This window comes from Mycobacterium sp. SMC-8 (genome assembly GCF_025263565.1).
GTDB lineage: Bacteria > Actinomycetota > Actinomycetes > Mycobacteriales > Mycobacteriaceae > Mycobacterium.
In genome coordinates, this window is the sequence record NZ_CP079865.1 from 946,032 (window position 1) to 965,921 (window position 19,890).

General features: G+C 64.2%; 13 protein-coding genes and 1 pseudogene. 6 read left to right on the forward strand and 8 right to left on the reverse strand.

Going from position 1 to position 19,890, the window contains the following annotated elements; all coding sequences use genetic code 11:
• Nucleotides 1-52: 52 nt before the first annotated feature.
• The 6 genes from KXD97_RS04700 to KXD97_RS04725 all read right to left on the reverse strand — a co-directional run bounded on the left by KXD97_RS04700 (nucleotide 53) and on the right by KXD97_RS04725 (nucleotide 7,708).
• Nucleotides 53-1,642, reverse strand: coding sequence for an NAD(P)/FAD-dependent oxidoreductase (locus KXD97_RS04700; RefSeq protein WP_068001988.1), 1,590 nt, complete (start codon nucleotides 1,640-1,642; stop codon nucleotides 53-55).
• A 62-nt stretch (nucleotides 1,643-1,704) separates the two neighbouring features.
• Nucleotides 1,705-2,667 (reverse strand): alpha/beta hydrolase, encoded by a 963-nt coding sequence (locus tag KXD97_RS04705; protein ID WP_067992185.1) that lies wholly within the window; start codon nucleotides 2,665-2,667, stop codon nucleotides 1,705-1,707.
• The gene (locus KXD97_RS04710; protein WP_041800854.1) at nucleotides 2,664-4,178 is read right to left on the reverse strand and encodes an NAD(P)/FAD-dependent oxidoreductase; all 1,515 of its coding nucleotides are present in this window, start codon (nucleotides 4,176-4,178) and stop codon (nucleotides 2,664-2,666) included. The genes KXD97_RS04705 and KXD97_RS04710 overlap by 4 nt, the downstream gene beginning before the upstream one ends.
• 71 nt (nucleotides 4,179-4,249) lie before the next feature.
• Entirely contained in the window at nucleotides 4,250-5,920 is a 1,671-nt protein-coding gene (locus KXD97_RS04715) for an NAD(P)/FAD-dependent oxidoreductase (RefSeq protein WP_011895450.1), read from the reverse strand.
• Nucleotides 5,917-6,840: a hypothetical protein gene (locus KXD97_RS04720; RefSeq protein WP_011895451.1), complete on the reverse strand. Its 924-nt coding sequence runs from the start codon at nucleotides 6,838-6,840 to the stop codon at nucleotides 5,917-5,919. Before KXD97_RS04720 ends, KXD97_RS04715 begins: the two co-directional genes overlap by 4 nt.
• A gap of 31 nt (nucleotides 6,841-6,871) precedes the next feature.
• Nucleotides 6,872-7,708 (reverse strand): SDR family NAD(P)-dependent oxidoreductase, encoded by an 837-nt coding sequence (locus KXD97_RS04725; RefSeq protein WP_011895452.1) that lies wholly within the window; start codon nucleotides 7,706-7,708, stop codon nucleotides 6,872-6,874.
• 108 nt (nucleotides 7,709-7,816) lie between these two features.
• On the opposite strand from KXD97_RS04725, the gene KXD97_RS04730 reads away from it, so the two are divergent.
• On the forward strand, nucleotides 7,817-8,491 hold the full coding sequence (locus KXD97_RS04730) for a TetR/AcrR family transcriptional regulator (RefSeq protein ID WP_011895453.1): 675 nt from the start codon (nucleotides 7,817-7,819) through the stop codon (nucleotides 8,489-8,491).
• 147 nt (nucleotides 8,492-8,638) lie between these two features.
• Here KXD97_RS04730 and KXD97_RS04735 read toward each other — a convergent pair whose 3' ends face one another.
• On the reverse strand, nucleotides 8,639-9,838 hold the full coding sequence (locus KXD97_RS04735) for an acyl-CoA dehydrogenase family protein (RefSeq protein WP_370492758.1): 1,200 nt from the start codon (nucleotides 9,836-9,838) through the stop codon (nucleotides 8,639-8,641).
• A gap of 106 nt (nucleotides 9,839-9,944) precedes the next feature.
• Here KXD97_RS04735 and KXD97_RS04740 point away from each other — a divergent pair, with 106 nt between their 5' ends.
• The 5 genes and pseudogenes from KXD97_RS04740 to KXD97_RS04760 all read left to right on the forward strand — a co-directional run bounded on the left by KXD97_RS04740 (nucleotide 9,945) and on the right by KXD97_RS04760 (nucleotide 18,127).
• A complete protein-coding gene (locus KXD97_RS04740; protein WP_067992181.1) occupies nucleotides 9,945-11,546 on the forward strand; it encodes an acyl-CoA carboxylase subunit beta in 1,602 nt (533 codons plus the stop codon).
• Between the two features lie 5 nt (nucleotides 11,547-11,551).
• Nucleotides 11,552-13,567, forward strand: a complete 2,016-nt coding sequence (locus KXD97_RS04745; RefSeq protein WP_172527842.1) for a biotin carboxylase N-terminal domain-containing protein — start codon at nucleotides 11,552-11,554, stop codon at nucleotides 13,565-13,567.
• Nucleotides 13,568-13,625: 58 nt separating this feature from the next.
• Complete coding sequence (locus KXD97_RS04750) at nucleotides 13,626-14,780, forward strand: acyl-CoA dehydrogenase family protein (RefSeq protein ID WP_067992172.1); 1,155 nt, start codon at nucleotides 13,626-13,628, stop codon at nucleotides 14,778-14,780.
• 126 nt (nucleotides 14,781-14,906) lie between these two features.
• Complete coding sequence (locus KXD97_RS04755) at nucleotides 14,907-16,463, forward strand: long-chain fatty acid--CoA ligase (protein ID WP_067992169.1); 1,557 nt, start codon at nucleotides 14,907-14,909, stop codon at nucleotides 16,461-16,463.
• Nucleotides 16,464-16,730: 267 nt separating this feature from the next.
• Nucleotides 16,731-18,127 (forward strand): annotated as a pseudogene (locus KXD97_RS04760) (IS1380 family transposase).
• 458 nt (nucleotides 18,128-18,585) lie between these two features.
• Here the strand turns inward: KXD97_RS04760 and KXD97_RS04765 are convergent.
• Nucleotides 18,586-19,878 (reverse strand): CdaR family transcriptional regulator, encoded by a 1,293-nt coding sequence (locus tag KXD97_RS04765; RefSeq protein WP_078290120.1) that lies wholly within the window; start codon nucleotides 19,876-19,878, stop codon nucleotides 18,586-18,588.
• Nucleotides 19,879-19,890: the final 12 nt, after the last annotated feature.

Genomic DNA, 19,890 nt, shown 5'->3' on the forward strand with positions numbered 1-19,890 from the left:
TGTCAGCGACTCCCCGCCGTCCTCGGATACCCGTCACTGAACAGAGCCGCCACTAGTCGACGCTATCGGCCCCGCTTGGGGCATAGGGCATGTCGGCCAGATGGGTGTTGGCCGGCTCGGGTGTCCCCCTGCGCGACGAGTTCGCGGGCGCGGGACGCGACAGGACGTAAGCGCGCCGCTTCGGCCTGCGCGCACGAAGGCGATACAAGAAGGTCGGGCTGGGCCAGTTGGTAGAGATCGACCCCCGCGCCGAGCGATACCAGCTCGTGCACATAGTCCACACGGATCTGTCCAGGCGGCGACTCAACCGGTCGTTGAAGCGCTTCTCCACATCGGCACGGACCTCGATAACACTTCCTGGATGGGCACGGAGAACCTTCATCAACCTGACGATGTGTCGGGCCTGCGATTCGAGCATGTAGACGATGGACCCGGATCCCACGTTGGTGTTGGGCCCGTACATCATGAGGAAATTCGGAAACTCTGGCACCGATAGGCCGTAGTAGGCGTGCGCGCCATCCGCCCACACGTCCGACAATTTCCGGTCCGAGCGGCCGTAGACCTCCATCGGGGAAAGAAACTCGGTGGCACTGAAGCCAGTGCCGTAGATGATCACGTCGGCGGCGTGGAAGTCGCCGTTCACCGTGCGGATTCCGCCAGGTTCTACTGCCCGGATATCGTCGGTGACCAATGAAACGTTGGGACGTGCGAGCGCGGGGTAATAGTCGCTGGAGAACAGAATCCTCTTGCACCCGGGCGCATAGTCCGGCGTCAGGTGGGAACGCAGCCGGGCATCCGACACCTGGCGACCTAGGTGCCGGAGGGCGATGACTCCCAAGACTCGCGCTACTGGCTTCGCGTCGACGAGTGCCAACGCCAAGAACTCGAATATCGTCCAAATCATCAGACGTTCGCTGAGCCGCAGAATGGGCAACTTGCGCAGCAGTTGGTGATGCCGCCCACCGTACTGACGGTCGAATTTGGGCAGCACCCATGGGGCTGACCGTTGGAAAACGTCCAAGTGCTCAGCGCCTGCGGCGACCACCGGGACGAACTGCACCGAACTAGCGCCGGTGCCGACGACCGCAAGCCGCTTGCCGCTGAGATTCAGATCGTGGTCCCAATTCGCGGAATGAAACGACGGGCCCGCGAAGCCCGAGATTCCAGGAATATCAGGAACTGAGGGTCGGGACAGCTGGCCCACGGCCGAAATGACGACATCGCACTCCAATTCCTGACTGGTAGTCGTGGTCAGACGCCATGTGTTCGTGCGCTCATCGAAGGCCGCCTTAGCGATTTCGGTTTTGGTCCGAAGGAGGGACAGCAAACCACTTTCGTCGGCGACGCGGCGAAGGTAGGCGAGGATATCGCCTTGTTCTGCGTAACGCCGACCCCACCTGGGATTCGGCGCCGAGGAGATCGAGTACAACTGCGACGGGACGTCACAGGCCGCCCCTGGGTAGGTGTTCTCCCGCCAGACTCCCCCGACACCATCGCCCTTTTCGACAATGAGGACCCTGTCGAACCCTGCGCGTTTGAGGCGAAGTGCAAGGGTAATTCCGGCGAAGCCAGCGCCGATGATGACGATCGAGGGGTTACCAGGGGGATTGTCCTGGGTTGGTTCACGTTTCACGGGTTTCATCGTTAGCTCATACAACCTTCGTGCTGGGGCGCCTCGTGGTCAAGGCGTGCGCAGGGACGCTGTCAACGGACGGTGGCCGAAGTAGCCAAGAACTCGCCACCGAGCCTGAGGGCCTCACGTGCTTCTGGCAGTAGGCGAAACATCGCCTGGAAGACATGGATCTGGCCGCGGAAAACTTGCAACTGCGAGGAGACCCCTGCAGTTTGCAGACGTTTGGCAAAGACTCTGGAGTCGTCGAGCAACATCTCTCGTCCGCCGACCTGAATCAAAGTTGGTGGCATGTCCGTGAGATCAGCATCGAGCACGCTTATCCTCGGGTCGGCTGGATCGGCGCCCGCCACGTACAGACCAATTGTTCTCGACGCAGAGATGGCGGACGCAAAGGGGTCCCGTCTGCGCAGATCACGGTCCATCGCGAGTTGGCATGTCAAATCCAGCACCGGCGACATCAGCAGCATGGCATCCGGCGTCGGCAGTCGATGTTCCCGAGCGCCAAGCGCCGTCGCCGCAGCAAGCTGGCCGCCTGCGGAATCGCCGGCGAGCGCCACCGTGCCAGAAGACGCGGTGATCGCGCTTCCCTCTGTCAACCATCGATAGGCGATCAGTGCATCATCTGCGGCCGCCGGGAAGGGATATTTCGGGACCAATCGATAGCGCACGGCAAATACCGGCCTGCGGGCGGCCGCGGACAGTTCGCTGATGAGGCCACGGTGGGTCTCGGGAGAGCACATAGAAAATGCGCCGCCGTGTATATAAAGAATCGGCGGAGCATCCGAGGCCACGTTGGCCGCCTTGACCCAGTCGCCTCGCACACGTTCACCGGCGAAGGGCGTGTCTACCTTCTCGACACTGATTGCGCGCCTTGGCCGCGACACCACGAGTGTTCCCCGTAGCACGCGGTCCATGACCGCGAAGCCATGGTCGTTGGCCGGAATCACTTGCGTGAGAGGTCGAAGAACGCCTCGCGCCGTTGCCGCGACCAGGTGGCTCGCCATGCTCGGATTCGGCCTGGCAGGTGAACTCATCCGGCGGTGTCCACCTTCTGTGGGGCAGTGTCCGCCTTTTTCGCCGGTCGCCGTTCGAAACGGTAGTCGGCCAAGTCGAATCGTCGACTGCGCCAGATCGACTCGACCGTCGTCGTGGGACGCAGAGGCACGTCCCCATGCTTGTCGAAGTAATAGCTGTTCGCGCCCGCGCAGCTGTCCTGCCAGAAGACCTGCGTATGCCGCCGTGCCAGCATCTCCGCGAAGAAGCGTTGATTCGCCTCCTCGCGTACCTCGACGTAGTTCGAGTCGGCCGTCCTGGCATGCCGGAGGCAACGGAGAATGTGACCCGCCTGTGCCTCGATGAGTGCGAAGTAGGACGACCCGTTGTATCCGTACGGGCCAAACACTGAGAAATGGTTCGGGAATCCTGGCACGCTGACTCCCTCATATGCCTGGAGTCGGTTCTCGTCCCACCACTGTGCCTGGTCTCGGCCGGCGACACCTCTGAGCGAGTAGGTGGGCATGCTGTCCGATTCCATGACCTTGAATCCCGTTGCCAGGACGAGCACGTCGATCTCGTGTCTGACGCCATCGGCCGTAATTACCGCGGTCTCATCCACCCGGGTGATGGGGTTGGTTTCAAGAAGGACGTTCTCGCGGTTGAACGTCTTCAAATATTCGTTGTGAAAGCTTGGTCGCTTGCAGCCCAGCGCGTAACGCGGCGTCAGCTTCTCCCGAACGACCGGGTCGGTGACCTGCCGACGCATATAGCTGATCGCTGCACGCTCGATCGCCGACGCCAGCGGTATGGCGGTATGGAAGTGCGCTGCGACGGGAAAGGTGAGTTCGACAAAGGCCTGGCTGGCTCCCCGCGCGGCGATCTGCGCTCCGGGTGCGAGCCGGAGAAGAGCACTCAGCGGGCGGGGCACCGCGAAGTCGAATTTCGGCAGACACCATATCGGGGTGCGCTGAAAGACGGTGAGTGTGTCCACGTCCTTGGCTATCGAGGGGATCAGTTGCACCGCCGAGGCGCCCGTCCCGATGACGGCGACCCTCTTTCCGGTGAGGGTCTGCTGGTGGTCCCAGCGCGACGTGTGCATCGTGACCCCGCCGAAGTCCCCGACCCCCGGTATGTCCGGCGATTTTGGTCGCGTGAGAACCCCGGAGGCATTGATGACGAACCTCGCTGTCAGTTCCTCGTCCGTCGAGGTAAACAAACGCCACAATGTCGATTCTTCGTCGAACTCAGCCCTCACAACCGTGACTCCGAAGCGGATGCGCGACGCGAGGCCATATTTTTTCACGCAATGCTTCGCGTAGTTCTTCAGTTCGATCCCCGGCGCATAGGTACGGGACCACGACGGGCGTTTCTCAAAGGAGAATTGGTAACTATATGACGGAATGTCTACTGCAATCCCCGGGTAGGTATTCCAGTACCAGGTTCCACCCACCCCTTGGGCCTCATCAACGATGAGGAAGTCCGAGAAACCTTCCTTCAGCAGCTTGATGCCCACTCCGATCCCGGAGAATCCAGCTCCGATGACCAATATCTCGTGGGTGGGGACCTCGTACGTAGGGGCTCCGGAGGTGGGGGCATTCTCGTCGCCCGCAACATGGACACTCAAGCGTCTTTCCTCACTCTCGAGGCTGCGCGCTTAGGCGGTACCTTCCCGACGCCCACGTCCAGGATGTCGGCTTTGACGTCAGACCGCGTTGGCAGGGCGCCTGCGCTTTTTCGGCCCTGGGCTACCTTGGCCTTGCGGCCCTGGGCAACCTTGGCCACATTCGAGCCGTTTTGGGCGTGTTCGGTTGGGTGGTGCTCAGTTCGTGCGGTTGTCGGGGTCGTTACATAATCACCCATGTCGACCTTGGACAGTGCGCGCTTGAACTGGGTGGCGAAACCGGGGTACATGGTGCCGTTGTATCCGTCATTCGTGAGGTACCAGCTCTTGCAACCCGAATTCCAAGTCGTACTTCCCAACCGCTGCTGTACCTCGCCGTGGTAATTATTTTGCCGATCTTCGCGGACCTCGAGCGTACTGAGATCATTCGCGATGATCGCGCCGATGGCTTTGACGATGTAGTTGATCTCGGCCTCCATGTACACGAGGGCCGAGTTATGGCCGGGCCCTGAATTTGGTCCGAAGGTGAAGAAAAGATTGGGATAGCCTGCGACGGTGACGCTCCGGTACGCATAGGCGCCCTGGGACCACTCGTCGGAGAGCTCACGACCATGCGCGCCTCGGATGGGAAAAGGTGTGCCAGCCTTGCATACATCGAAGCCGGTGGCGAAGACGATGCAGTCCAGTTCGTGTTCGATGCCATCTGCGGTCCGTATGCCATTCGGCGACAGGGTCGCGATCGGCCATGAGACGAGCTTGCAGTTGTCGCGCTGAAGAGCGGGGTAGTAATCGCTGCTCATCAGCATCCGTTTGCAGCCGGCACGGAAGTTCGGCGTCAGCTGGCGCCTGAGCCAAGTATCCGATACCTGCCTCCGCAAATTCGCCTTCGCCAGTAGCTGGATGCCAGTGGTGACCGGGGTATCCCAGACCATGCCGACGGCCATGAGCTCGTGGCCCCAAAACCACGCCTGCCGTCCGACGTTCTGCACGCGAGGCAAGCGACGAAACGCCGTCCGCACCCACTGCGGATGGGAGAAGTCGGGCCGAGGGAGGACCCAGCCGGGGGTGCGTTGGAAGACCTTGACCGACCGCGCAGTCTTCACCAGTTCGGGAATGATCTGAACAGCGCTGGCTCCGGTGCCGATCACGGCGACACGTTTGTCGCTCATGTCGTAGTCGTGATCCCAACGCGCACTGTGGATCTTGTGACCATCGAAGGTGTCCAGTCCGCGGATGTCCGGCAGGCTCGCATTCGCCAGCGGCCCACTGGCCATCACTGCGGTGCGCGCCGTGAACTGCGAGCCGTCAGCTGTCTGCGCCGTCCACAGTGCGCTTTCCTCGTCGAACTCCAGACCGGTGACGTTCACTCCGAACCGGATGAAACGCGACAGCGAGTACTTGTCGACCATCGTCTTGATGTAGCCGAGGATCTCGGCGCTGCCCGAATACGCGCGGGACCAGTCCGGATTTTGCTCGAACCCGTAGGAATAGAGCAGCGACGGGATGTCGCACGCCGCGCCGGGATAGGTGTTGTCCCGCCAGGTACCACCCACCTCGTCGGCACGTTCAAGGACAACGAAATCGTCGATACCCTGTTGTAGCAACCGGATTGCGGTTCCCAGGCCGGCGAAACCCGCACCGACGATCAAGACGGTCGTGGTGTCGCTCATCTGGCCACCGGTTCGTAGGTCAGCTCTTCTGTCCACGTCGGTGACTTACCGAGCACCTCGGTGGGGAAGTGGTCGATCGCGGTACCCAGCCGCTGCGAAATGAAATGCAATGGCTGAGAACGCTTGATGCTGGCGGACATGTGAGCCTTCAAGATGTGGTAGCCCGGAACGCGGCGCGTGAACTCACTACGATCTCCGACGTTCTCGTACCGCATCACCGCGTTGTAGAGCTTCTCCTCCGACAATCCCATGGCGTTGAGATTGGTCAACATCCTGGTGAGCAACGGCACGTAGAGGACGCCGCCGAGAAGGATTCTCGGGTCGATGAGCGCCCCCATCGTCTGAGTCGCATGAATGCGCATGGGGCTGGCGCCGAGGTCGTTCAGAACCTGGAATCCCACTGCCAAGTGCCGCGATTCGTCGTTGTTGACCTTGTTGAAGACCTCGGCGCAGAGCGGATCCTGCACCTCGTCGAGAAGGAACTTGAGCAATGCTCCGTCGAGCGCAGTCTCCAAGGCTGGGATCGCCGCTCCGATCACCGTCAGCGGGAGGGCCTCGGCGTATCGGTCGATCCACTCGATGACCAGTCGAATATTCTTGTTCGGCACCGGGATTTCCCCTTCCTCGAGCATCCCCCACCGCTGCATGAGCGCCAGCTCCGCGTTGGCGTGCCGCTGCTCCTCGGCATGGAAATACCGGTAGATGTCACCTAGAGCCTCGAACGGCGCTTTCGGCGCCATGGCGGCGAACGCGCGTGCACCGACGTGTTCTATCCACACCACGTCAGCCATGAACTGCTTCAGTTCGGGCCGCTGCTCATCAGTGATTTTATCGGCGCCCGGCGCATCCCAATCGATGTCGGCCAGCGCCCACTGCCGATTCTTGATCGTCTCGAGCATATCGCTGTATTTGAATGCCATTGGAGTCTCCTTTGTCTTTGTCTGGAATGACTTAGCGCGCGATTCGCTCAACCAAACCGAGCGCACGGGTATACGTGGCAGGCACTGCCCGCTTAAATAACCAGAGAATCTTCGCGTCGACTTGGGGTAGGACGTGCAACTGACCGCGATCGTTCGCGTCCAACGTTTTGCGCGCCACCGATTCCGCCGACACGCCGGTCCACTTCATCAAATTCGTTGCCAGCTTGGCGGCCGACTCCTCAATACCAGGGTTATCGACGATGTTGGTCTTGACAAATGTCGGGCACAGTACAGTCACCGCCACACCAGTACCACTCAGCTCGGCCGCCAAAGTCTCGGATAGCGAGAGCACGCCGGCCTTGCTGACGTTATAGGCACCCATCCGGGGCGCTGCTCCAAAACTTGCAGCCGATGCGACGTTGATAATTCCCCCGCTGCCCTTCGCACGAAGTCGCGGTACGAAGATCTCGCAGCCGTAAATCACTCCCCACAAGTTGACTGAAAGTGTCGCTTCCCAGTCCCGCTTGGGCGTCGCGCCGATGACATTGCCACCGATTCCGATGCCCGCGTTGTTGATCACCAGGCTGGCTGCCGCGCCGAACCACTTCTCGGCGCTGTCGGCGAGTTCGCGGACCTGCTCTTCGTCCGTGACATCGCATGCGATGTCGAGCCCCTCGCCGCCGGCTTGGACGACGAGCCCGACCGTCTCCTTGGCACGCACCGGGTCGATGTCGGCACACACCACTCGTCCACCTCTACGGGCGAGCTCCACCGCGAAGGCACGGCCAATTCCGCTGCCCGCTCCCGTTACGACCGCGTTGGCGCGGCGGCTCAGGCGAGGCGGTCTGTCCCACCTCAAGATATCCATCACTACTGAATCCTTTGCAGATTACGGCGACGCCTGACCTGTGAGACAAGCCGGCCTGCAGCCATCTGGTGGCGGCGAACACAATTGTGGTCGCCTGCCACCAGTTTGATGCGGCGCTCCTGCCTTTGTCAAGATGTATTCGTGCGGACAAAGGCAGCAAGGTGGGGCGGGCGTACTGGCGCCGAACGACGGGCTGACCGGCGGCGGCGCCTAGTGAACGCGGCGACGGAGATCTGGACGGAAAGCGGATGGGCTGCCGTGACAATGCGTGGGGTCTGCTCCAGAGCCGCGCTGAACGACCGATATTTCTACGAGGAGTTCAAGACGCGCGATGAGTTGCTCGTAGCAGCGTGGGACAACGTGCGGGACGAGATGCTCGGCGAGGTTTCGGCAACATTTGCCGAACGCGTCGGTCAACCACCGATCGAAACCATTCGCGCCGCAATCTCGATCGTTGTTCTCCGCATCGCGCAGGATGCCGGGCGAGCACAGATCCTGCTGACACAGCACGTCGGCAGTTCAACATTGCAAGATCGCCGAGCGGTGGCCTTGCAGGAAGCAACCCAGCTCGTCATGGCCGCCAGCAAGCCGCATCTGAAGCCTGACGCAGACGAAATGGCTCTGCGTATGGACACGTTTGTAGCGGTCGGCGGCTTCGTCGAACTGATCAGCGCTTGGCACGCAGGACTACTGGTCGATGTAAGTCAGGTCGACATCGTCGAACATACGAGTAGACTTGCTGAGACGCTGGCTCGCCGCTACGTGGTTGATAAGTTTGGCTAGCTGGTACTCCGGAGGCAATTTCCCGGTGGCGGAGGCTGCATTGGCCGCAGGGGTCGTGACACACCGTTGACTTACCTTAGAAACGGTGGAAGGTCCGTCTCGTCGACCTGCCAAGCCGACGCTCCTGCTGTCGAATGGCGGCTTCACTCAGAGGCCAATCTGCTTGGCGATGATCTCCTTCATGATTTCGGTGGTGCCGCCCCCGATACCCAGGATGCGCGAATCGCGATAGTGCCTTTCGACCTCGGTCTCGCGTAGGTAGCCCATGCCACCGTATAGTTGGACGGCCGTGTCAACGGCGAGCGCGCAGGCCTCTACGGCTTGGTTCTTGGCCATCGAGACCATCCGCACGTCGGTGTCTCCGGCGACGATGCGGTCCACAGCGGCACGGGTGTACGTACGGGCGACGTCGACGGCCGTCGCGATATCGACGATCTTGTGCCGCACCACCTGTCGGGTGGATAGCGGTCGACCGAAGGTTTCGCGCTTCTTCACCCAATCCAGCGTCAGGTCGAGGCAGCGCTGGGCCGTGGCGTAGCACTGGACGGCGATGAAAGCACGTTCGACCTGGAACTGTTGCATGATCTGCAGGAATCCGCTGCCTTCGGGGCCAACCAGATTGACCACCGGCACGCGCACGTCGGTGAATCCGAGTTCGGCGGTATCGGAGCACAGCCAGCCCATCTTCTTCAGTGCCCGCGAGACCAAGAAACCCGTGGCGCCACGCTCCACCACGAGCAGAGAAATCCCCGACGGGCCCGGGCCGCCGGTACGCACGGCGGTGGTCACGAAATCGGCGCGGACACCCGAGGTGATGAACAGCTTCGCACCGTTGACCACGTAGTGGTCGCCGTCGCGCCGTGCGGTAGTGCGGATGCCGGCGACGTCAGAACCGGTGTCGGGTTCGGTGATGCCAAGGCTGCCGATCTTCTCCCCGGCCAGGGTCGGCGCCACGAAGCTGCGGATCTGCTCGGGATCGCCCTGCGCGGCCATATGGGGCACTGCGATGTGATGCGTAAGTAGGCTGGCCAGTAAGCCCGACGAGCCGCCGGCCTCCATCACGGCCTCGGTGAGCAGCACCAGGTCGCGCAGGTCACCGCCGGAGCCACCGATCTCTTCGGCGAACCCGATGCCCAGCAACCCCGCTGCGGCTGCGCGGCGGTGGAGTTCTCTAGGGAGCTCTCCGGCGTCCTCCCAGTCTTGCAGGTGAGGAACGATCTCCTTCTGGGTGAACGACATCGCGAGGTTGCGCAACGAGATGCGCTCGGGCGTCATCCACGGGTCGGCTGCGGCCGCCTCCGCTTCCCGCTGATCCGGCTGTTTCATGTGAGTTGCTCCTGCTGTGATCACTCGGGGACGGCACGATTGCCACGTCGACCCCATTGTCGTCGAATGTTAATGACCGATAACGTAGCGTGTCAGGAGATCGACGTTGATGTCACCTGGAGGAAAGTTGATTGACGTCCTGCCCGACCGGGTCGACACCCGCGCGCCGGTATACCTCGAGAATCGCGAGGGACTCATCGCGCAGCTCCATGCGCTCGCCGAACAGCTGGCGCTGGCCAACGGTGGCGGCGGCGAGAAGTACGTCGCCCGGCACCGTAGCCGCGGCAAGATGCTGGCTCGGGAGCGCGTCGAGCTGCTCATCGACCCCGACACGGCCTTCCTGGAACTCTGTCCGTTCGCGGCGTGGGGCACGAAGTTTCCGGTGGGCGGCAGCGTTGTGGTCGGCATCGGCATCGTCGAAGGCGTCGAGTCGATGATCATCGCGCACGACCCGACCGTGCGCGGCGGAGCCTCGAACCCCTACACCTTCCGAAAAGTGTTCCGGGGCATGGCAGTCGCCCGCGAGAACCGGCTGCCCATCATCAACGTCGTCGAGTCGGGCGGGGCGGACCTGCCCACGCAGGCCGAGATCTTCGTGCCCGGGGGCCAGCTATTCAACGACCTCACCCAGCACAGCGCGCAGGGCCTGCCGACACTGGCGCTGGTATTCGGTAACTCGACGGCAGGCGGCGCGTACATCCCCGGCATGTGTGATTACGTGGTGATGGTCCGCAACCGGTCCAAGGTCTTCCTCGGTGGTCCGCCGCTGGTGAAGATGGCGACCGGCGAAGTGTCCGACGACGAGTCGCTCGGCGGCGCCGACATGCACGCCCGCACCTCCGGGCTGGCCGACTACATGGCCGAGGACGAGCAGGACGCCATCCGGATCGGGCGGCGCATCATGGCCAGACTGAACTGGCGCAAGCTCGGGCCCGGCCCGACACAGCCACCGACCCCCCCGCTGCGAGACCCCGACCAACTCCTCGGGATCGCTTCGGTGGACCCGAAGGTTCCCTTCGACCCACGTGATGTCATCGCCCGAATCGTGGACGGGTCCGCCTTCGACGAGTTCAAGCCGCTATACGGCACCTCGCTGGTCACCGGTTGGGCCTCGATCCACGGATACCCGGTAGGGATCCTTGCCAACGCGCGCGGAATCCTGTTCAGCGAGGAGGCGGAGAAGGCCGCCCAGTTTATTCAGCTGGCGAACCAGATCGACACGCCACTGGTGTTTCTGCAGAACACCACCGGCTACATGGTCGGCGCGGAGTACGAGCAGGGTGGCATCATCAAGGACGGCGCGAAGATGATCAACGCCGTCTCCAACAGCGCTGTCCCACACCTGACGATCGTGATGGGCGCGTCCTACGGTGCGGGCAATTACGGGATGTGCGGGCGGTCCTACTTTCCCCGCTTCCTGTTCACCTGGCCCAACTCGCGTTCGGCCGTCATGGGCCCGGCCCAGCTCGCGGGCGTGCTGTCGATCGTGGCCCGCGAGTCGGCCGCCGACCGGGGGCTCCCGTTCGACGAGGAGGCCGACGCCCAGATGCGCGCTGCCGTCGAGGGCCAGATCGAGCGTGAGTCGTTGGCGCTGGCCAACAGCGGCAGGCTCTACGACGACGGGATCATCGACCCGCGCGACACCCGTACCGTTCTCGGGTTCTGCCTTTCCGTGGTCCACAACAGCGAGATCCGTGGCCAGCGTGGCTACGGCGTGTTCCGGATGTGATGGCGATGCCCGTGATCAAGAAGCTGCTGGTGGCCAACCGGGGAGAGATCGCCCGACGCGTGTTTCGCACCTGTCGCGAACTCGGCATCGCGACCGTCGCCGTGTACTCCGACGCCGACGCCGACGCCTGGCACGTGGACGATGCCGACGAGGCCGTCCGGCTACCGGGTTCCTCGCCGGCGGAGACCTACCTCGACGGTGACCGGGTGATCGCCGCCGCCCTCCTCACCGGCGCCGACGCCGTGCATCCCGGCTACGGCTTCATGTCGGAGAACGCCGGCTTCGCGCGGGCCTGCGCCGACGCCGGGCTCGTGTTCGTCGGCCCGCCGCCGGATGCCATCGACGCGATGGGTTCCAAGCTGACGGCCAAGGCGATGATGGCCGATGCGGGCGTGCCGGTTCTCCCGGGCGGCGACGCGACCGGCCTGGACCCCGACAAGCTGCGCAAGCTCGGCGCCGAGATCGGCTACCCGCTGCTGGTCAAGGCGAGCGCGGGTGGCGGCGGGCGCGGCATGCGGGTTGTCGAGTCGGCCGACGACCTCGACGGAGCCGTGGCCTCGGCCTCGCGCGAGGCGATGTCGGCGTTCTCGGACGGCACGGTGTTCCTCGAGCGGTACGTGCAGCGTCCCCGCCACGTTGAGATCCAGCTGTTGGCCGACATGCACGGCACGGTTGTCTCGCTGTTCGAGCGGGAGTGCTCGGTGCAGCGCCGCCACCAAAAGGTCATCGAGGAGGCGCCCTCGCCCGTCGTCGACGACGACCTGCGCGCCCGGATGGGCGCGGCGGCGGTCGCGGCGGCACAGGCCGTGGGTTACGTCGGGGCCGGAACGGTCGAGTTCGTCCTCGACGCGAACGGCGGCGATGACGACGGGACGTTCGCCTTCCTGGAGATGAACACCCGGCTGCAGGTCGAGCACCCGGTCACCGAACTCGTCACCGGGCTCGACCTCGTGCGCCTGCAGTTGCTGGTGGCGATGGGTCGGCCACTGCCTGCCGAGGTGAGCAAGCCGCGGATCACCGGCCACGCGGTCGAGGCCCGGCTCTACGCCGAGGACCCCACGAAGGGCTACCTGCCGCAGACCGGAACGCTGCGCACGATGCAGATCCCCGACCACGTCGGGGTCCGGGTGGACTCCGGCGTGCGCGACGGCTCGGTGGTCAGCCACCACTATGACGCCATGCTGGCCAAGGTGATCGCCTGGGCGCCCACCCGCGCCGAGGCGCTCGGCGCGCTGTCCGCCGCGCTCGCCGGCGCCCGGATCCACGGACTCACCACCAACCGGGATCTGCTGGTTCGCGTTCTGCGCCACGACGAGTTCGCCGGACGCGGCACCGACACCGGGTTCCTCGACCGCCACGACGTGGCCGACCTCGGCGCAGCCCTCATCGACCGCGACGGGGAGGGCTTGCACGCCATCGCGGCCACACTCGCCCAGGTCGCGGGACGCCGCGCGGCGGCCCCCGTCCAGCCGACGCTGCCTGCCGGGTGGCGCAACAACCCGTCCCAACTGCAGTCCACCGGATGGCTGACCGCCGACGGCCGCGAGCGTCGGGTGGGCTATGCGCTGCTCCGCGACGGCGTCGAGGTCGAAGTCGACGGCAAACCGGTCGAGGACGTCAGGGTGCTCGTGCAGCGGCCGGACCGGGTGGTCCTGGAGACCGGCGGGGTACGGCGCGGCTACGACGTCGTCCTCGACGGCGACATCGCCTACGTTGACAGCCCTGCCGGGTCCACTGCGTTCACCCAGGTACCGCGGTTCCTGGACCCCAGCACGCTCAAGCCGGCGGGCTCGCTGACGGCGCCTATGCCGGGTTCGGTGATCCGGCTGCCCGTCGCCGCGGGCGACGTCGTGACGGCCGGGCAGGCCTTGGTCGTGGTGGAGGCGATGAAGATGGAACACACCATCGCCAGCCCGATCGACGGGATCGTCGCCGAACTCTCGGTCGAGGTGGGTCAGCAGGTGTCCACCGGCGATGCCCTCGCGGTGGTCGGAGCGGCCGACAGTGCAGACGAGGATTGAGCACCATCAGACCCGTCACCGGCCCCGGTGGCGGGTGACTTCGAAGTAGGAGAGCGGTATGGAACTGCACGAGACCGAGGAACGGCGAGCGCTGCGCAAGGCCGTGTCCGAGATCGCCAAGGACTTCGGGCACGACTACTACGTGGCCAAGTCGCTCGGCGGGGAGAAGAGTTCGGAACTCTGGCAGGCCGTGGGCAAGCAGGGGTTCCTCGGGGTCAACATCGCCGAGCAGTACGGCGGCGGTGGCGGCGGCATCTACGACATGCAGATCGTCGGTGAGGAACTGGCCGCGGCCGGCTGCCCGCTGCTGATGACGGTGGTCTCCCCCACCATCTGCGGCACGATCATCGAGGCTTTCGGCAGCGACGAGCTAAAGGCGCGCTGGCTGCCGGGCATCGCCAGCGGCGAGATCATCATGGCGTTCGCGATCACCGAGCCGGATGCGGGCTCGAACTCTCACAACATCTCCACCCACGCCAAGCGCGTCGGTGGGGATTGGGTGCTCAACGGCACCAAGTACTACATTTCCGGCGTCGACGAGGCGGAGGCCATCCTGGTCGTCACCCGCACCGCGACCGACGACCGCGGCCGCGGACGGCTGAGCCTGCTGGTGGTCCCGACCGACGCGCCCGGGTTGACCAAGACCCTCATCCCGGTGCAGGCGGTGACACCGGAGAAGCAGTTCACGCTGTTCTTCGACGACGTGCGGGTGCCGGCCGAGAACCTGATCGGCGCGGAAAACGACGGTCTGCGTCAGGTGTTCATGGGCCTCAACCCCGAACGCATCATGGGCGCCGCCCTGGGCAACGGCATCGGCCGCTACGCGCTGGACAAGGCGTCGGCCTACGCGCGCGAGCGCAAGGTCTGGGACGTGCCGATCGGAGCCCACCAGGGCCTGTCCCACCCGCTTGCGCACGCCAAGATCCAGCTGGAGCTGGCCCGGCTGATGACCCAGCGGGCGGCCTCACTGCACGACGCCGGCGACCCCGGTTCCGCGGAGGCGTCGAACATGGCCAAATACGCTGCGGCGGAGGCCGGCATCCTGGCCCTCGACCAGGCGATCCAGACCCACGGCGGCAACGGGTTGGCCACCGAGTACGGGCTGGCCACTCTCTGGGGCCCGGTGCGGCTGATGCGCACCGCGCCGATCAGCCGAGAGATGATCCTCAACTATGTGGCTCAGCACAGCCTGAACCTGCCCCGCTCATACTGAGCATCCTTCATCCGTTCGTGTCCGCTTCGGTCTACAAGACGGACGGTGGTGATCGGTCGCCCGCCGGGGCCGGGTCCTGCCTTACCGAGCATTTGTCAACCAAAACTGCCGAGGAGGCAAATCAACATGGATCGCGGTATCGGTCAGTGGGTCACCAAACGGGCCTTCCTCAACGGGCAGCGCACGGCGTTCGTCTGCGGTGACACCAGCTTCACGTACTCCGACTTCGATCGGCGCACCAACCAGGTCGCTTCGAACCTGTTGCGTCTCGGCGTCCGCAAGGGGGACCGGGTGGCCATACTGCTGGTGAACTCGGTCGAGTTCATGGAGGTCCTCCTCGGCTGCGCGAAGATCGGCGCCATCACCATCCCGATCAACGTCCGACTCGCAGGCCCGGAGATCGGCTACATCCTCGCCGACTCCGGCGCCGACGTGTTCGTGTTCCACGAGCCGCTCGCGGCGGCGGCGGTCAGCGCGCTGGCCGAGCCGGGGGTCCGGGTCCGCCACACGGTCCGGGCCGGGGGCGCCCCGGCCGACGGCGAGATCGCCTACCCAGACCTGCTCTCCGGCGGCGCCCCCGAGCCTCTCGACAGCGACGTCGAGGGCCGCGACGCCGCGTTCATCATGTACACCTCGGGCACCACCGGCCGCCCGAAGGGCGCCATCCTCACCCACGACAACCTACTGTGGAACGCCATCAACGTGCTGGGCGCCGAACAAGGCCTGACCGGCAGCGACGTGACTGTTGCAGTCGCCCCCATGTTCCACATCGGCGGGCTCGGGGTACATACGCTGCCATTGCTCTACGTCGGCGGGACCAGCGTGATCCTCCCGTCGTTCAACCCGGTGAGCACGCTCAAGGCGATGGCCGAAAGCCGCGCCACCGTCCAGTTCATGGTGCCGGCGATGTGGTCGGCGCTGACCCAGGTGCCCGACTTCGACTCCTACGATCTCTCCGCGTTGCGTCTGGCCATGGGCGGCGGCGCACCGATGCCGCTGACTGTCATCGACTTCATGCAGCAACGTGGCGTCCCCTTCACCGAGGGATTTGGGATGACCGAGACTGCACCCATGGTCTCGGTCTTGGACGCCGCCAACATCACGACGCGGGCCGGATCAATCGGCCGGGTCGCCATGCACGTCGATGCCCGCATCGTGGACGCCGACGACCGGGACGTCCCGGCCGACACCGTCGGCGAACTCCTGGTGCGCGGACCCAACGTGTTCGTCGGGTACTGGATGAAGCCGGCGACCACCGCCGAGGCCTTCCGGGGCGGCTGGTTCCACACCGGCGACCTCGGCCGGATCGACGCCGACGGCTACATCACGCTCGTCGACCGCAAGAAGGACATGATCATCTCGGGCGGGGAAAATGTCTACCCCATCGAGGTCGAGCAGGTGCTGTTCCGTCACCCCGGTGTGCTCGACGCCGCGGTGGTCGGCGGTCCGGACGACAAGTGGGGTGAGCGCGTCGTCGCGGTGGTGGTGGCCGACCCAGCCGCCGAGCAGGAACCCAGCGCCGACGAACTGATCGCCTGGTGCCGCGAACGGCTGGCGCATTTCAAGTGCCCCCGCGAAGTGCACCTCCTTCCCGAGCTGCCCCGCAACGCCACCGGCAAGCTCCTCAAGACCGAGCTGCGCAAGCGATTCACCGGCGTCGAGGGCGGCGTCGTCCAGCGCTGAGGCACGACACCGGAGGCGGAGCGCGGGTTTGGGAAGTGTTGTCACGACGAGTAGCCACGGTCGCCGCTGCAAATAGCTGAAGATGTTAATCGTCGCTAACGTCTAGCGCGTGGCAAGACCACGCGCGCCACTTGTCGGATGTTCTTATCCTCGATCCACCGATGAATTGGCTGGTCGTGGGGTGTCGGAATGAGGAAAGTGCCCTCTGAGCTGCGATGATGAGTGTTCTCTACGCACTTATCGGCACAACTCGGAAAGGCACTTCCGGTGCAAGTGTCCCATAGGTTCGCCGCATCGTCGGCGGTCTTCGATGATGAGCGTCTGGTGTCGTGCGCAGGCCTGGTACCGGTGATGGCCCTTGCCGAGCAGACCGGACTGTCATCGTCATTGGCCGACAAAGTTCGGTTCAGCTGCGAGCGGGTCAAGTCCGGTGCGGCCAATCCGTCGCCGAAGCTGACCACGCTGATCGCCGGGATGTGCACCGGCGCGGACAGCATCGACGACCTCGACGTAGTTCGTAGCGGCGGGATGAAGACCCTGTTCGGCGAGGTGTACGCCCCGTCGACCATCGGAACCTTGTTGCGGGAGTTCACCTTCGGCCATGCCCGGCAACTGGAGTCGGTGCTCAGTGAGCACGTGGGCGCTCTGTGCGAGCGTGTCGATCTGTTGCCCGGCGCCGACGGGCGGGTGTTCATCGACATCGACTCACTGCTGCGCCCGGTCTACGGCCAGGCCAAACAAGGTGCGAGCTACGGCCACACCAAAATCGCCGGCAAGCAGATCCTGCGCAAGGGTCTTTCCCCGTTGGTGACCACCATCAGCACCGAACACTGCGCTCCGGTGATCACCGGAGCACGACTGCGGGCGGGCAAGACCAACTCGGGCAAAGGCGCGGCCCGCATGATCGCCCAAGCCGTCGCCACCGCCCGCGGCGCCGGTGTCACCGGGCGCATCCTGGTGCGCGGCGACTCGGCCTACGGCAACAGCAGCGTGGTCACCGCCTGCCGCCGCGCCGGTGCCCGGTTCTCGCTGGTGCTGACCAAGACCGCCGCAGTCGTCGCGGCCATCGCCGACATCAATGACACCGCGTGGATCCCGGTGTGCTATCCCGCCGCGATCCCGACACCGGTGCCTGGATCTCCGATGCCGAAGTCGCCGAAACCACCTGCACCGCTTTCAGTTCCACGAAGACTCCGATCACGGCACGGTTGATCGTGCGCCGGGTCAAAGACGCCCGATACCCCGACGCCCTGTTCCCGGTCTGGCGATATCACCCGTTCTTCACCGACACCGACGAACCCGTCGACGTCGCTGACATCACTCACCGCCGCCACGCGATCATCGAAACCGTGTTCGCCGACCTCATCGACGGACCCCTGGCCCACATGCCCTCGGGACGTTTCGGGGCGAACTCTGCCTGGATACTGTGCGCGGCCATCGCCCACAACCTGCAGCGCGCCGCCGGCATCCTGGCCGGCGGTGCACACGCGGTGGCTCGCGGCGCCACCCTGCGCCGACGCCTCATCACCATCCCGGCCCGACTGGCCCGCCCCCAACGCCGACCCATCCTGCACCTACCAGCCCACTGGCCGTGGGCGACGCACTGGCTCCGATTGTGGCGCAACACCATCGGCCACAGCCCGCCAGCAACCGCCCCCACCTGACCAATCCGCCGAAAGGCCACGACCGGAGCACACAGGAAAAAGCTGGACAGACCAGCCGATACCCCCTGCTCACAGCCAGCAAGCGACCACCAAACCATTCCAGCCTCAGCCACGACAGCTCATCGGTGGATCAAGGCTTATGCCTCCTGGTTGTCTGGGCCGACAAGTCGCAACCTGCGCCACGACTCGCCTGTCGCCTTGCGCGATGGGTGCTTGAGCGTGTCTGACGTCGATGAGCTTCGGTGAATGGGTTGCTTCAGCTCCGTACGGCGGCGATCGACGACTCCACTCGATCAGCCTGCCCGCAGCAGAGCCCCGCGGCAGCGTCGAAACATGAATCGAACTCGGATTATCAGGCCGGGCGGCGCCGGATCGTCGCGCTGACCATCCTCAGATTCGGCGTGTTCGTCAGTAGACGGCACAGTTACGCAGCAAGGGCGTTCGCGGGACACGAACGACTAGGACCGCCCCAAGGCTTGTGTTGGGTTCAGTGCTACTTCGCCGAGCCAATAGCACATCAGTAGGGCGACCTCGACGTCTAATCGTTCCGCGGCGATCGGGCGACCGCGGCGCTCGAGTGCTCGATTTACGCGATACTTGACGGTATTGGCGTGTATCTGCAATTCGTTGGCGGCGGCTTTGAAGCTGGAACCGGCACGCAAGAACACCCTCAACGTGTCTCGTAGACGCTGGTCCGATGCAGTGTTCTGAGCCAACGGGCCCAGCACATCGTAAATCCATTCCTTCAGAGTCGCGTCATCGGTCATCAGCATCGAGGCCAGGGCCACACCGGGATCTCGTGCAGCGACGATCCGGTGCCGTGAGGAGCCGTCGGCTGCCACCGCGACCACACGGGCCTGCTCAGCCTGTCGGTAGGTGCGGCGGAAGCCTTCAATCCCCGGAAGTGGTTCACCGACGGAAAGTCTTGGGCCGTCAGGTTGAGCCCGGACGAAGTCGCGCAGCTGCGATAAATAGTCCGACGGGCGGTGAACCGTCATCCATGCGCATCCGACGAGGCGGTCGATGGAGAAGTAGACCGATTGCTTCGCTCCAGTGGCGGAGACCGCGTGTTGCATGAAGCGCTCCATGGCGATGAACTCGTCGGTGTCGGCGCCCGCATCTCGGTCGAGCCATACCATGAGAGCCACATGCGTTGCGCCCAAGAAGTACCTCATAGCCGACGACGCTTCGGTCAGGTCTACGTCGCGTCCGTTGAGGATGTCTCGAATGGCTTGTGCACGCAAACTTCGTCGGCGCTCGTCCCACTCCGCGCGTTCAGTCTGATATGTCTCCAAGACCTGCTCAGACATCCAGTCGATGTAGCGGAAAGACACACGGGTGATGTGTTCAATGAGCGCCAATTTCTCCTCGGGCGGTAGGTCCGCGCTCCGAAGGCCAGCGATGATGAGGTTCAATCCATACTGGTGCCCGAGCCTGTATGCCCGCAGCAGCGCGTTGACGGGTACCTCGCGTTGCGCCATCCTCCGGGCGTGTTCAAGGGCGGCCGTCGGTGACTCCATGCGGTCGAACGGGATCGAGTGACGGACGACGGAGAACCAAGTGTCTACGTTCGCGGCGACGGTGTCACTCAGTAGCTCTTTGAGCTGTTGATCGGCAGCGAGTTCGGCAACTTGCTCAATCAGAAGGCCATGTATGGACTCGGGCAATTCTCTGACGAGGTCGCCGAGGTCTCGGAATAGGTGATGAACCGCGTGACCGGGGGTGTCTTGAACTTCGGATGAATCAAGCACAGCTGCGACCGT